The 14,337-nt window shown below is 62.1% G+C and carries 11 protein-coding genes; all 11 read right to left on the bottom strand.

What is annotated here, in order from left to right:
- Positions 1-38: 38 nt before the first annotated feature.
- Positions 39-1,292: an OsmC family protein gene (locus JJ917_07555; protein MBO6698667.1), complete on the bottom strand. Its 1,254-nt coding sequence runs from the start codon at positions 1,290-1,292 to the stop codon at positions 39-41.
- 124 nt (positions 1,293-1,416) lie between these two features.
- The gene (locus tag JJ917_07560) at positions 1,417-1,887 is read right to left on the bottom strand and encodes a cytochrome c-type biogenesis protein CcmH (GenBank protein ID MBO6698668.1); all 471 of its coding nucleotides are present in this window, start codon (positions 1,885-1,887) and stop codon (positions 1,417-1,419) included.
- Positions 1,884-3,887: a heme lyase CcmF/NrfE family subunit gene (locus JJ917_07565; GenBank protein ID MBO6698669.1), complete on the bottom strand. Its 2,004-nt coding sequence runs from the start codon at positions 3,885-3,887 to the stop codon at positions 1,884-1,886. The genes JJ917_07560 and JJ917_07565 overlap by 4 nt, the downstream gene beginning before the upstream one ends.
- A gap of 24 nt (positions 3,888-3,911) precedes the next feature.
- The gene (ccmE, locus tag JJ917_07570; GenBank protein ID MBO6698670.1) at positions 3,912-4,400 is read right to left on the bottom strand and encodes a cytochrome c maturation protein CcmE; all 489 of its coding nucleotides are present in this window, start codon (positions 4,398-4,400) and stop codon (positions 3,912-3,914) included.
- A gap of 126 nt (positions 4,401-4,526) precedes the next feature.
- Entirely contained in the window at positions 4,527-5,669 is a 1,143-nt protein-coding gene (gene ccmI / locus JJ917_07575; GenBank protein ID MBO6698671.1) for a c-type cytochrome biogenesis protein CcmI, read from the bottom strand.
- Positions 5,670-5,819: 150 nt separating this feature from the next.
- Positions 5,820-7,253 (bottom strand): hypothetical protein, encoded by a 1,434-nt coding sequence (locus JJ917_07580; protein ID MBO6698672.1) that lies wholly within the window; start codon positions 7,251-7,253, stop codon positions 5,820-5,822.
- An 81-nt stretch (positions 7,254-7,334) separates the two neighbouring features.
- The gene (locus JJ917_07585) at positions 7,335-7,868 is read right to left on the bottom strand and encodes a glycine zipper 2TM domain-containing protein (protein MBO6698673.1); all 534 of its coding nucleotides are present in this window, start codon (positions 7,866-7,868) and stop codon (positions 7,335-7,337) included.
- Positions 7,869-7,936: 68 nt separating this feature from the next.
- Positions 7,937-9,325 carry a HAMP domain-containing histidine kinase gene (locus JJ917_07590; GenBank protein MBO6698674.1) on the bottom strand — a complete coding sequence of 463 codons (1,389 nt, stop codon included), beginning with the start codon at positions 9,323-9,325 and terminating at the stop codon, positions 7,937-7,939.
- Positions 9,326-9,336: 11 nt separating this feature from the next.
- Positions 9,337-10,029, bottom strand: coding sequence for a response regulator transcription factor (locus tag JJ917_07595; GenBank protein ID MBO6698675.1), 693 nt, complete (start codon positions 10,027-10,029; stop codon positions 9,337-9,339).
- Between the two features lie 17 nt (positions 10,030-10,046).
- Positions 10,047-10,382, bottom strand: a complete 336-nt coding sequence (locus tag JJ917_07600; GenBank protein ID MBO6698676.1) for a hypothetical protein — start codon at positions 10,380-10,382, stop codon at positions 10,047-10,049.
- 73 nt (positions 10,383-10,455) lie between these two features.
- Positions 10,456-14,337, bottom strand: a complete 3,882-nt coding sequence (locus JJ917_07605; GenBank protein ID MBO6698677.1) for a glycoside hydrolase/phage tail family protein — start codon at positions 14,335-14,337, stop codon at positions 10,456-10,458.

Raw genomic sequence — 14,337 nt, forward strand, 5'->3', positions numbered from 1 at the left:
GGGTTAAACCTTTGTAATGTTCGAAAAAGTCTTGCTGATCAGGCCAACTCGTTCGCGCATTTGGTGACGACCGCTGCGCCTTTTGTCAGCGTTTTGTGCACCGGACATTTATCAGCGATTTCAATGAGTTTGGCTTTGACATCAGGCGCAACATCACCGGCCAGATGGATGGTGCGCTCGAAACGGTCGATCTTGCCGGCTTTGCCTTCAATCTCTTCGCCGCAATCGGCACAGTCTTTGGCGTGCACCTTGTCATGCTCCACGGTGACCGCGACCAACGGCAGCTCAAGGTTCTTGAAGTCGGCGTACATGCGCAGCGTCATCGTCGTGCAAGCGCCCAGCGCAGCGCCCAACATGTCGTAGGGCGCCGGCCCTGTGTCCATGCCGCCATAGCTTTCCGGCTCATCGGCCAAGATACCGTGGACACCCATGCGTACCGAGGCCTGAAACTTGCCGGCACCGGTTTCGGCAACGGAGATTTTGGCTGTCGCAACCTCTCCAGAAAACACCGATTCCTGCGGCTCGGCGGCTGGAATGTAACGCTCTGACCAGGAGGCTATCATTTGCGCGACATAGGCGGCGTCGGTGTGGCTGGTGAGCAGATGGTCGGCGCCGTCGAGCGTAACAAAGCTCTTGGGATGCTTGGCGGCATTGTAGATGGTGGCCGCGTTCTCAATGCCGACGGTCTGATCGACGGGTGAGTGGAACACCATCAAAGCCTTTTTCATAGCGCCGATGCGCTGGGAGATGTTCTGGCTCGCGACATCCTCCAGAAACTGTTTCTCGATGGTGAAGGTACGACCGGCCAGTTTCACTTCGGCCTTGCCGTCACGCTCAATGGCCTCAATATCGGCCTCGAAATTGTGCACCACATGAGCGGTGTCGGCCGGGGCGCCGATGGTGGCGACGGCCTTGACCTCGGGGATGTCCGGCGCCGCCGACAGCACAGCCGCGCCGCCCAATGAATGGCCGATCAGGATCGATGGCGCCTGGTCGTTCTGGCGCATCCATTCCACGGCGCTGAGCAGATCACCGACATTGGAAGAGAAGTTGGTGGAGGCGAAATCGCCATCGGAGTGCCCAAGACCGGTGAAGTCGAACCGCAGGGTCGCAATGCCGTGCGCGGCAAGCTCTGAAGCAATGCGCTTGGCCGCGAAGACGTCCTTGGAGCAGGTGAAGCAATGGGCGAAGAGCGCGCACGCGCGCGGCTTGCCGGCGGGCTTGTCGAAACGGGCGGCAAGTTCTGCGCCCGATGCACCGGTGAAGGTGATGCGGCTGGTGGTGGCTGGCATAATCAAACGTCCTGGAAAAGCGGCCCGAACAGGCAACAAGAAGATGGCGCACGCTCGCATGCAGCCTTGCTCACGCGCAAGCCACGGGTGGGTGAACACTCTGTGTGGGGAAAATGGGGGTGCGTTAGTCCTGGTCGGACTTCAGTAGCGCGTCCAGGCGCGCTTTTTCCTCCGCGCTCAAGGCCGCGGGCGCGGCGGCAACAGTTGTTTTGCGGCCTCGCGTGCGCAGAAAAATCACCGTGCCAGCAATCAAGAGCACCAAGGCCGGGCCGAACCAGAGCAGAACCGTGGCCTGGTTCACCGGCGGGCGCAGCAGAACGAAGTCGCCGTAGCGGGCGACCAGAAAATCGAGCACCTCTCGGTCCGAGTCACCGGCTACCAGGCGTTCACGCACAAGGATCCGCAAGTCGCGCGCCAATTGGGCGTTGCTCGCATCGATGCTTTCGTTTTGGCAAACCAGACAGCGGATTTCCGCCGACAGGTCACGCGCCCGCGCTTCAAGCACAGGGTCGTCTAGCACCTCGTCGGGCTGCACGGCCTGCACAGGCAGCGCCAGTATCAGGCTCATCAGGGCGGCGAGCGCCAGCCGGATCATTCGGCCGGCTCCATGCCCTGAGGAATAGCTGGTTGCTTGGCTTTTTTGGCGCGTGTCGGTGCGCCAACGCGCAAGCGGCGATCCATTAGCGACAGAACGCCACCGGCCGACATGATCAGCGTGCCGATCCAGATCAGCGTCACCAGAGGCTTGTGATAGAAGCGCACGACAATGCCGCCATCCTGCGTCGGGTCGCCAGGAGAGATGTAAAGCTGCGAGAACATATCGACGGTGTGGAACGCGGCTTCGGTGGTCGGGAAGTTGCGCGCCGGATAGACGCGGCGTGAGGGCTCCATGACGGCGACGACAGTGCCGCCTTCACGGGCTGTGAAACTCGCGATCACTTCGGTGTAGTTCTCACCGGTGTTAGGGCGCAGACCCTCAAAGGTGAACTCGTAGCCTGCAACCGAGGCGCTCTCGCCGGGGTTCAGCGTGGTGATCTCTTCGCTTTCAAACGCCGAAACGCCAACAATACCAAGCAGCATGACGCCAACGCCGAAATGCGCGACCGTCGTACCCCAAGCTGAACGCGGCAGATTGATCAGGCGGCGGAAGGTGTCGCCGATGGGCGAGGAGAACGCCCTTACACGGCCCAGCGGATCGGCGATGGCGCCGAGCATCAGCCAGACGGCGACACCGATTGCGATGGCCTTGATCCAGGCATCAACGCCGAACAACGCGAAAATAGAGGCAACAACCACCAACGAAGCAGCCCCCGCCCACCAGAGCCGTTCCAACGCCATGGCAAGATTGCCGCGCTTCCACGCAAGGACCGGGCCGAACGGCACCGCGAGCAGCAGCGGGATCATCAACGGGCCGAAGGTCAGGTTGAAGAAGGGCGGGCCGACAGAAATCTTGTCGCCGGTCAGCGCTTCTAAGAGCAGCGGGTAGAGCGTGCCGAGGAGCACGGTTGCCGTGGCCACCGACAGGAAGAGGTTGTTGACGACCAACGCGCCTTCTCGGCTGATCGGCGCGAACATGCCGCCCTGGCGTAGTTCACTGGCGCGCAGCGCAAACAGGGCAAAAGCCCCGCCGATGAAGACCAGCAGGATGGCGAGAATGAAAAGCCCGCGCTCGGGGTCGGTGGCAAAGGCGTGCACCGAGGTCAGAACGCCGGAGCGCACCAAAAATGTGCCAAGAAGCGACAGCGAAAACGCAATGATCGCGAGCAGCACCGTCCAGACTTTCAGGGCCTCTCGCTTTTCCATCACGATGGCCGAGTGGAGCAGCGCGGTGGCGGCAAGCCAGGGCATGAAGGAGGCGTTTTCGACCGGGTCCCAGAACCACCAGCCGCCCCAGCCAAGCTCGTAGTAGGCCCAGTAGGATCCCATGGAGATGCCAAGCGTCAGGAACACCCAGGCGGCCAAGGTCCAAGGGCGCACCCAGCGAGCCCACGCCGCATCCAGGCGTCCTTCAATGAGGGCGGCGATAGCAAAGGAGAAGGAAATCGAGAGGCCGACATAGCCGAGGTAAAGCAACGGTGGATGGATCGCCAAGCCGATGTCTTGCAGGATCGGGTTGAGGTCTTCGCCTTCGGCCGGCGCTGACAACACGCGCTCAAAGGGGTTCGAGGTGAGCACGATGAACAGTAGAAACGCCACCGTCACCCAGGCCTGAACCGACAGCACATTGGCCTTCAAGGTGCGGGGCAGATTGCCGCCGAAAAAAGCGATGCCGGCGCCGAAGATCGCCAGGATCAGCACCCAGAGCAACATCGAGCCTTCATGGTTGCCCCAAACGCCGGTGATCTTGAAAAGCAACGGCTTTTCCGAATGCGAGTTCATCACCACGTTCACGACCGAAAAGTCGGACACGACATAGGCGTAGGTAAGCGCGGCAAAGCTTAGCGCCAGAAACCCGCATTGCGCCGGTGCGGTGACATCGGCGATCCGCATCAAGCCAACATCGCCGATGCGTGCGCCCCAAAACGGCATCAGGCTTTGAACGAGCGCCAGCACGAGCGCCAGCACCAGGGCATAATGGCCTATCTCAACGATCATCTGCCTGAGCGCTCCTTGATGCGTCTAGTATTCGTTCAATGCCGGGGGATTGGCGGGTGGATGCTGCGCATCACCTGATCCGTCACCTTGCCACACGCCTTGGGCACGCAGGCTTTCGGCGACTTCGGTGGGCATGTAATTCTCGTCATGACGGGCGAGCACCGTGTCCGCGCGGAAGATGCCATCGGGCGCCAAATAACCCTCCGTCACGACGCCTTGGCCCTCGCGAAAGAGGTCAGGCAAGATGCCCGTGTAAGCCACCTCGATGGTCGCATTGGTGTCGGTGACGCCGAAGCGCACCGTGTCGCCAACGCCACGAATGACTGTGCCTTCGGCGACCAATCCGCCCAGGCGAATGCGCTGACTTTCGCTGGTCGGCTGGGAGTAAAGATCGGTGGGCGAGGAGAAAAATGCGATGCTGTCGCGCATCGCGAACAGCACCAGGCCGGTCGCGACGGCCAGCACGCTCAGTGCAACACCAATAAGAAGAAAGCGTTGGCCCTTGCGGGTCATTGAACAGTCCTTGTCGTGTCGAGTTTGTCAGGTCTCGACCAGCGTTATCACGGTTTATAAGGGGCCGCTTAGACGCGCATCAAGCGCGGCAAAATGCCCATAGTATGGCCACGGATCGGCCGACCATCAGGGTGGCGTGGTCTCAAGTTGCAGCTCTTCGGCGATGGTCAGCAAGCGCAGGCGCGCCGGATTGTCGGCCTCGAAAAAGGCTAGCGCCGTCCAAAGGCTGCGCTCGGCATCGGCGCGCTCGCCAAGTGCTACGTAAGAGCGGACTAACTGGCTCCATCCGGCCAGATCATCGGGCTGATCGGAGAGGCGCGCCGCCAAACCGTCGACCATGCCTTCAATAGCGGCACGGCGCTCCTGTTCCGGCAGTGAACGGATCGCCTCGGCAGCGTCGGCATTTGGCGCAGGCACACGCACCGCGCTTTCCATGTCCGCCAGCAGAGCATCGACGCTCGCCGTCCAAGGGGCATCGGGTCCGCCATCATTGCGCAGCGCCGTCAGGATCCCGCGGGCTTGATCAACACGCCCTTCCTGGACCAGACCAAGCGCACGGTAGTAGCGGGCTTTGGGGAAGCTCGGCTCCAAGTCGAGCGCGGCCAAAAACTGCTGCATCGCCTCTTCGGTGACCAGTCCTTGGTTTTCAACAACGATGACCTCGCCCAGATCGGTGAGCAGCACCGGGTCCTCACCTTCGATGCGCAGCAGTTGCTGGTAGGCGCCACGGGCATCAAAGAACCGGCCTTGGCGCGCATAGATCGGCGCCAAAATCGCCCAGCCGCGGGCATCATCGGGGTTGTCTTGAACCGCGCCTTCAACGCGGGCGATGAGGATCGCCACGTCCTGGTTTTCCACATTGGCCGATAGGCGCTCGGCGAGCGGATTGTCCGGAACGCCCGGTGCGCCAAACCAGAAATAGAGGGCTAGCGCCGAGACTGGGACAATCGCGAATGCCGTCGCCAAGACAAGCCGAGGCCGCCAGCGCGAGGGCTGACTGGCTTGTGTTTCCTGCTGATCGGGCAGATCGCTGGCCTTCAACAGTCGGCGCGAGATTTCCAGGCGCGCCGCATCGGCCTCAGCCGGGCTCAAGGCCCCACGTTCGACGTCCTTGTCGATTTCAGCAAGCTGGTCCTTGTAGACTTCGGCATCCGAGCCACCGAGATCATCGACCAGATCGTCAGCATGGCTGCGAGCACGGGCGTAGGGCAGCAGAACCGCAATGGCGGCAACAGCCGTCAGAACGGCAAAGACAACCCAAACCAGCACGAACGCACCCTTACCACCCAGACCAAGACAGCCCAATCGAACCGCTTTCACGCCGCTCGTGGCCGTCGATCATGGCTAGGATTGGGCGGCCGACTTGTCCAGTGGGTGGGCTACGTAAGCCACTATGTCGCACACGCTGGGGTGGCGGCGTTAGCTGGCCAAACGGGCCTTGATCTCGATGTCGCGAGCGCGGGCTTCGACCGTCGCATCGTGACGGCGCACCATCGTCGCGCCATAGGCGCCGCCAAAGTAAATGCCGAACAGGCGGGCAGCGCCGGCTGAGCGCGCCTCGGCTGCGTCCCAATTCTCGTCGGTGGCGTTGCTCAACCTATCGATGGCCTGTTTGCCCTGGCTTTCGAGAGCATCTTCGATGTTCTTTTCCATCCGCTTGATGAGCGAATTGATCGCCAGCGACCCACTGCTTTCGCGGGCGACCATGAAGAGGGTCAGCCCGAAGACCGCTTCATCGAGGCTCGATTTGTCCGGCACGATTTCCTTGCCTCGGGCTTCCATCACGCCGACACTGCGCTTGATCATGTGAAGCAGCGGATCCAACTCTTTGATCAACAATTCACTTGCGCGTGCCCGCACGGAGGCCAAGCGCTTCAGCCAAGGATCGGTCGGCGCTTCGTCCAGTGTGCGTTCGATAACCGACACCAGCTCGTGATAAAGTCGCAGGCTGCGGGTTACCTTTTCCAGGTTTCGGTCGCCCGCCAGCACCAAGCGCAAGCGTTCGATTTCTCGCATAGCTTCGCTCAGTGCAATTTGAACCGCGCCACCCGCCATGGTGCTGCGGATGACGGCCGGGTCGCTCGAGCCGGCAGAAAAGACGGCGAACCGCACCAAATCGCTGGGCGATCCAAGCCGATCGATGACGGCGGCAAAGGCATAGATCGTGTCGGACGCCGGGCGGTCCTTATAGACCGTCAAAGCATCGTTGAGCGCCGACAAGCCGCTGCGCCCAACGGGCAACTTGGGCGGCAGCTTTTCAAGGAAAGCTTCCAGCGCCTCGCGCTGTGTGAAAAACGCAATGATATCATGAAGGTCGGCCAAGACACGCGAGCTGCCAAGCTGACCCTCGAGCCGCTTCAGCGATCCATGCGCCTTGTCGTTCTCGGCGATCACCGCCTCGGCGTGTTTGCAGACTTCGCGCTGAAAGTGATCGGCGTAATCGGCGATTGCTTTGGGGTCTTCGTCGACGATGGCAGCGCGAAGAGCGGCAAGCGACTCATCGCAGCGGCCGGGTGCCAGATCACGCGTGACCCAAATCCATATCGGGCGCAGCGAATCGCGATCAATGACGCCGATTTGCTTTTCCGGGAGAGAGATGGAGCCCATCACCGGCTCTAAAGGCATAAAGAAAGCGCGCTCGGCCGAAAGGGCGCGTTCAACGCCCGGTTCGACGTCCATCACCTCGCGCAAGGCATCCATGATGATTTCATGCACGGGCGAATGCTCGCCACGCGCGCGTGAGCGATCAATGGATCGCAGCAGCGTGCTGTGCGAGTCAGGGCTCAATTCACCGAGGTATTCGCGCAGGCGGGAGATTAACTCCTGCCTGCCGATGCGTGTGGTGGCAGACATGGGACCCTTACAACGTCAAGTCGATCCCAGTCTGCCAAAAGAGGGTTAACGCCGGGTTGGCGCCCCGCTTGTTTTGCCGGCTTAGCCGACGTTACGCCAAGTGCCGTCCGGCTGACGGCAAGCGGTGCCGGTGAGCACTTCTGGCTGGCCCTGAATGTAGACCGTGTGGGTGTAGTCGCGGCAGACCAGCGAGTTGATCTGATAAGCCTGGCCAGGCACGACCTGACCGCGCGGTCCGGTCGGCGATTGCCAGGCGACAGGTGCACCGGGGCGACCGGTTTCCAGCGCTTGATATTGCGCCTGATAATAGCGCTGCTGCGCCTGGGCGTCGAGCTGACGACCGATTTCAGCGCCCAAAAGGCCACCAAGAACGGCGCCACCAACCGTGGCCAGAACCTGACCGGAACCTGATCCGATCTGGCTGCCGAGAACGCCACCGGCAACGGCGCCGCCAAGCGCGCCAACGCCTTCGCGTGGGCCGCCATAGGACTGGCAACCGGCAAGCGCGGTCAAGGCCATCAAGGCAAAGGCGCCATTGCGCAAAGAGCGAGACAGCGCAGGCTTGTTGGCGCCCGCCGTAACGGCCTGCTCGCCGTGGGTTGAAATGTTCGTCATGTGAGACTTCTCCCGATTAGGTTTTAGTGCAGGGTAAGAGATACGCGTGCGCCACGCGGCGACTAGCGTTACGAATCCGGCGGAACTGGGGCAGCCGCCGGTAGGATGATGGCAGCGCGTAGGCCGCCGAGCGGTCCATCTGACAGAACGAACGCGCCGCCATAAAGTTCCGCCATTTCTTTAACGATGGACAATCCAAGACCTGATCCCGGGCTTGCCTCGTCCAGCCGTTCACCGCGTTTGAGCACCCGCTCGCGCGCATCGACATCAAGTCCGGTGCCATCATCATCGACGGCAATCATCAAGGCTGGGTGTTGATCGGTGACGGGCTCAGCCGAGACTTTCACCGCGCTTTGTGCATGGCGGCAGGCGTTTTCCAAAAGATTGCCGAGCATTTCTTCCAAGTCACCCTGGTCGGCACGGACGCGGACCGAGGCGTCAATGTCGATCGCAAAGGAAAGGCCCTGATCGAGGTTGAGCTTAGCCATCGTGCGCACCAACGGTTCGACGACAGTCCGCACCGGCACCGCTTTGCCGGACGTTGCCTGCGTTGCCGCGCGTTGCGCACGATCGAGATAAAGCCGCACACGATCTTCGATCGCCTGGGCTTCGGCGCTGATGCGCGCCATCGAGGCCGCGTCAGGGTTGCTGCGCGCACTGTTTAAAATGACTGCCAGAGGCGTTTTCAGCGCATGGGCGAGATTGCCGACATGGTGACGCGCGCGTTCAACAATCGCCTCATTGGCGCTGAGCAAAGCGTTCAGCTCATCGACCAGTGGGCTCACCTCGCGCGGAAAGGTTCCTGACACGTCGCGGGTTTTGGCAACGCGCACATCGGCAACGGCGCTCTGCAAGGTTTGCAAGGGGCGAAGGCCAATGCGCACCTGCAAATAGGCCAGGCCCAAAAGCGCCACCCACATGGCACTTAATGTCAGCGCCAAGGCCACGCGAAAGCTGCGAATCTCGGCATCAAGCCCGTCGGCCGGCGCTGTGACGCGCACCAGCACTTCCTCGCCCTCAAACTCATAAAGGCGATCAACAAGGCGCAGGCGTTGCCCGCTAAGCTCCAGCGGGCGGCTAATCGGCCCGTCCGGTCGGGCATCTCCCGCTGGCGGCGCCTCTGGTGCCGGCAATGGATCAAAGAGCGAAGCGGAGGCAAAACGCGGCTCGCCGGTTTGCGGATCGCCCACAACCCAATACCAGCCGGACCCTGGCAGGCCGAAGGCCGGATTGGCAAAATGAGCGGTCGCGTCAAAGACATCGCGGTTGGCATAGTCGGCAAAAAGCTGGGTCACAAACACGGACAGGCGTTCATCGAACGCGCGCTCGGCTCCGGCGCGCTGCAACGTTGCCATGACGGCGCCAGCGAGCACGAGCGCGACCAGCGACCCACCGGCAGCGAGGACGCCAAGCCGGACGGCCAAAGACTGCGTGGGAGGAGAAGATGAGGCGACCACGGAAGCTGAACCTAGCCTTTGGCCGACGCTTCGGCGGCACCGGCAGACGGATCCTGGATGCGATAGCCCATGCCGCGCACGGTCTCGATGATATTCACCGAAAGTTTTTTGCGCAGACGGCCGACAAACACCTCGATGGTGTTGGAATCGCGGTCAAAATCCTGGTCGTAAATGTGCTCGGTAAGTTCAGTGCGCGAGATTACCTTGCCAGCTTGGGTGAGCATATAGGCAAGCACGCGGTATTCCTGAGCCGTCAGGCGAACGGGCATGCCATTGTCGGTGACGCGGTTGGTTTTCAGATCCAAAGTGATCGGGCCGCAGGATAGCTGATTGGAGGACAGGCCCGCGGCGCGGCGCAGAATGGCCCGCACACGCGCCAGCACTTCTTCCATCTGGAAGGGCTTGGCGACATAGTCATCGGCGCCGGCGTCCATGCCCTTCACCTTGTCGCTCCACCGGTCGCGGGCCGTCAGGATCAAGACAGGTGTTGCAACGCCGTCGGTGCGCCAGTCTTCCAAGACCGTCAGGCCATCTTTTTGGGGCAGACCGATGTCGAGAACAATCAGATCATAGGGTTCGGTTTCGCCGAGGAAGGAGGCTTCTTCGCCATCGAACGCGACGTCGATGACATAGCCTTCCTCTTCCAGCGCTTGTTTCAGCTGCGCGTTGAGCGTGGGTTCATCTTCAACAACCAGAAGTCTCATGCCGCCCCCCTGATTTCTTATTGTCGCGACAAGAGCGCGCCGCTGCGCGCGTCAAAGGTCAGGCGAGCCGAACTGCCAGAGGCGTTGCTTGCGACCACGCTGTACACATAATTGCCAGGCGATCCGCAGACAGCTGCTGACCCGATCTGGTTAAAGCCCGCCGAACGGGCAGCAGCCGTAATCACCGACAGCCGCACGACTTCACCGGAGGCGATCGCGGAGCGCGTTTCAGAAGCCGACAAACAGGATTGCGCCTGCGGCGAGGTAGCGCCAATGATCATCGCGGCGGCCACAAGGCCGGCGGCGATCAGGCGCGAAAGCAGGGGAGAGGGGAAAGCGCGGAAGGTCATCATGGCCCAGCTTATAGCGCCAATTGGATGAACCGTAACTGAACAAGCTGCTCAGATTTGCGTCCAGATGCGGGCGTTACAGGATGATGGCCAGGCTGCGCGATGCGCCAAGCCGTCCGCCCGTGCCCAGTTGCGCGACAGAGAACTGAAGCTCGTCGCCCGGCGTCAGACCATCGGCGGTGATGTCGGTGGCGGCATAGATCCAACTGGGCTCGGCCACCTCAGCCTGGCGAACGATCGTGCCACCGGCGGATGCGGTGACACGGTAGAGCTCGGTTTCTTCACCAAGTGGGATGGATGACAGCTCCCAAAGGTCCGATGTGCCACGGCTCCGCCTGATCCAGCTGAACGTAAGATCACCGCCCGATAGGAAGCTCGCCCGCAGATGCACGGGCGCCAAGGGTTGCAAACTGCGTGGAAGCGCGTTTGCGGACTGCTCGGTTCTTGAAAACGTCCCGACCCCGCCGCTGTGCGGTTCGACGCGCAGGGTGGTGCCACCGATCAGAGCTTGTGGAGAAAGGTTGAGATCGACGGGGTTCTCATCGAGCAGAACGAAACGCGCGCCAGCAGATGTCATCATCGAGGCGGCGTGTTCGGTGCCGCCAAGGCCACGCACAAGATTGCTCACACGATAGCGCCCTTCGGCCACCAAGTCCGCCGAGCCAAACTGCAGAACTTCAAGATTATCGTCGGTGACAAGAGCGGCAAGGTTACCGCCAGCAAGCAAGGCCTCATGCGTGATCGAGGCCAGCGAACCAGTCTGAACGTCCACCAGGAATGAACCACCGCGATGGCGGTACGCCACTGGTCCAGGTGTCAGGTCTTCGACCAAGACGCCGGTCACCGATGGGGTACCGATTGCTTGAATACGGTCGAAGCCCCCGGCGTCGCTGCCAGCAAAAACATCCAGCGTTCCCGGCCAAGGGCTGGCAAAGGCGGCAAGCTTCACATTGTGCGGCGCCTCACCGCCCGATGTTTGGCTTGGCAAATCGAGCAGCACGCAATCGGCCGGGCCGAACACCGGTCGCAGCGCGATTTTGGACGGCAAATCGCTGTCCGGCGCCTGATCGTAAAGGGAGGGATCGACGCAATGGGCCTCAACGCTGCGCTCGGCGCCATCAATCAGACGGTCGATACAAACCCGAACCGGGCGCTCGGCTTTTTCTAAAACAAGGTCGATCACATCGCCGGGTTCAAGGGCCCGCAGGCTCGGCGGCAGTGTGAAGCGCAGCGTCGCCGCGCGCACCATCTCTTCCTGGCGCATGCGCTCGGCGATCTGGGCAGCGGACCGGGGATCAAGATTGACCGTAATGGCGCGAAACCGGTCGGGCCCCGACACATCATCGGCCCGGACCGAGCGCACAATGCCAGTCTGATAGTCGTGCATGGCGCTTGCGAACCCAAGTGTGACCTGGCGCGGTACGGATTCGCGATCTTCACGCGTGACTGTCACGACGGGACCCTCTGAGGGCGCGACCAGCTTGTCTTCGGCGATATCTTGGCGCGCCACGCCAGCGCGCATTGTAACCTTGGCGCCGTCGGCCTTGGGAATGATATCGAGAGCATAGACGGCACTTAGATCATCGAAAACCGCGCGGGCCTTGGTCGGTTCGGCCAGCGTGTAGCCATCGATCATGCCGTGCACGCCACCGACATCCATCGGCGGCAGATCGAAATGATCGCAAAGGGCCAGGATCACCGACCCCAGCGAACCGGCGCCAAGGCGGCCATTCAGCCAATGGCCGCGGGTCCAGTTGACGCCGTCGCTCCAAACCTCGCTGGCATAGGGAAAGAGCGGAAAAGGCCGCGCATCCCATGTCCAGAGATGCACGGCGGACGGATCGATCATGGCGCGACCATCGAGCGGTGAAAGCGGGTTGGCGGCGCCGCCTTCCTCGCCCCAAAGGGTCAGAGCTGTGTCGAGGATCGCCCGTTGCTGGGCGTCGTCGCGATAGCCCTTGGAGCCAAAGGGCAGGCTATCATTGTCCGGTTTATCGCTGGGGAAAGCCGAGGGTTGATTGCCGCCGAGATCAACCGCTGGAGCACCGAACTCCGTCATCCATATAGGTTTTTGGCCCGGAACAAAGGCGGTCGGCGATGCTTGGCGCACGCCGCCGACCCGGTTGTGGTGCGGCTGCGTCCACCAGTTGATGAGATCTTTGGTACGAAACACCCACGGCTCATCATAGGCTCCATCGGTGATCGGCGTGCGCACTTGGGCTGCGCGATCAACCTCGCTGGCATAGTACCAGTCGAAGTTTTCGCCGCCGGTCAGGCCCGCTTCGATCACCGCCGGGTCATGCGGTCCGTCGCCAAGCGCACGATCCAGATGGTCTGGCGTAGGACGCCAATCGGTGATCGGCTGATACTGATCGATGCCGATGACATCGATGTCGGGGCTCGCCCAGAGCGGATCAAGGTGGAAGGTCAGATCGCCGGAACCGTCGTTTGGCTGGTGGTTGGCATATTCGGTCCAGTCGGCGCCGTAGGTGATGATCGTGCCCGATCCGAGCTTGGCCCGCACGTCAGCGGCAAGGCCCACCAGCCCGTCCACGAAAGGATAGGATCCCGGCGCATCGCGGACGGTTGTGAGGCCGCGCATCTCCGAGCCGAGAATGAACGCATCGACGCCACCGGCCAGGTTGGCAAGATCGACCAAGTGCAGCATGAAGCGGCGAAAGGACCATTCGCTGGCTGGCGGGATTTCAGACCCGACAAAGGCTGCGATCTGACTGGCAGCCGCCGCGCTGGCATCGGGCGATCCCGCCTGGCCCGGCGCAGGCGAGACCGTGATCTGTCCGCGCCAGGGATAGGCGGGCTGCGAACCGGCGCCCGTCCAAGGGTCGGTGAGCGTGTTGTCGGCGGGCACGTCCATCATGATGAACGGCATCAGCGTGACCTTGATGCCGCGCGCCTTCAAATCCTGTATCGCGGCGACCACGCTGGCATCGCTGGGGCTGGACCCATAGGCCGGGCGCCCATCGTGCAAGGAAACCGTGTTCGCTTGGGCGCGCGTCAAGCCTGCCGCGGTCCAGGGCACCGACGTGACCTTATCTTGGCGCTCGACGCGCGGCTCGATTTGGCAAGCGCCGGCCTCCAGCGAGGTGCCAAACCAAGCGACCACCAACGCTACGCGCTCCAGGTTTGGGCAGAGCGCCTGCAATTGATCCAGCGATGCATGCCAATCGGTTGTGGCCACAGTGTCGTGGGTGTTTTCAGCTTCAGTAACCCCGTACCCAGAGGAACGGACGACCGGGTCCGGATGATAGCCGAACTCCGTCGCGCCGGGGATCAGCGTGACCGCGCGCACCTTGTCTTCCAACCCACCGACCGGGCGGATGATCTCGAAGGCAAGTTGCGGCAAACGGTTGCCATAAGGTTCCAGCGGCATGCGCTCGAAAACCACATAGGCTGTGTCTTTGAAGGCCGGCGCTGTGCCCTCTTTGGCGGCAATCAGGGGGTCAACGCTTTGATCCGGACCGCCTGTGTGCACGCGCATGGAAACCGTGTTGCGGTCCAGCGGCTTGCCGTCGGCCCAAACGCGGCCAATGCTGGCGATCGACCCCTCGCAAAGGCCGATCGCGAAGTTGGCGAAGTAGCTGTAGGTGGTGGTGGTTGATGTCGACTGGCTGCCACCGCCGCCTCCCCCGCCCTTGCCGCCAGTCTTGTGGCGGGTCGTCGTTGCAACCTCTTCGTAGCGCGTTGCCCAGATGATCTGGCCGGCCAGCCGCGTGCGGCCGAAAGTTCGCGGGATTGCCGCGCCCTCGGTGGAAGTCTGCACGTCGATGTTCTGCAGACGCCTGCCCTCGGCGTGCGAGGAGGAGGATGTGGCGAACAGATGGTTGTCCATGACATTGCCGGCAAACGAGCCGATGGCCTTGCCGATGATAGCCCCGGTCGGGCCACCCAGCGTGCCGCCGACGGCACTGCCGATCGAGCCGAGGACGAGCGTGGCCAT

The organism is Hyphomicrobiales bacterium (genome assembly GCA_017642935.1).
Lineage (GTDB): Bacteria > Pseudomonadota > Alphaproteobacteria > Rhizobiales > MH13 > MH13.

Bases quoted from the DNA above. Each gene is read 5' to 3' on its own strand.
- JJ917_07585 (MBO6698673.1), bottom strand. From the start codon at position 7,868: ATGACGAACATTTCAACCCACGGCGAGCAGGCCGTTACGGCGGGCGCC.
- JJ917_07605 (MBO6698677.1), bottom strand. From the start codon at position 14,337: ATGGCCACGCTCGTCCTCGGCTCGATCGGCAGTGCCGTCGGCGGCACG.
- JJ917_07600 (MBO6698676.1), bottom strand. From the start codon at position 10,382: ATGATGACCTTCCGCGCTTTCCCCTCTCCCCTGCTTTCGCGCCTGATC.
- JJ917_07580 (MBO6698672.1), bottom strand. From the start codon at position 7,253: ATGTCTGCCACCACACGCATCGGCAGGCAGGAGTTAATCTCCCGCCTG.
- JJ917_07560 (MBO6698668.1), bottom strand. From the start codon at position 1,887: ATGATCCGGCTGGCGCTCGCCGCCCTGATGAGCCTGATACTGGCGCTG.
- JJ917_07565 (MBO6698669.1), bottom strand. From the start codon at position 3,887: ATGATCGTTGAGATAGGCCATTATGCCCTGGTGCTGGCGCTCGTGCTG.
- JJ917_07555 (MBO6698667.1), bottom strand. From the start codon at position 1,292: ATGCCAGCCACCACCAGCCGCATCACCTTCACCGGTGCATCGGGCGCA.
- ccmE (MBO6698670.1), bottom strand. From the start codon at position 4,400: ATGACCCGCAAGGGCCAACGCTTTCTTCTTATTGGTGTTGCACTGAGC.
- JJ917_07595 (MBO6698675.1), bottom strand. From the start codon at position 10,029: ATGAGACTTCTGGTTGTTGAAGATGAACCCACGCTCAACGCGCAGCTG.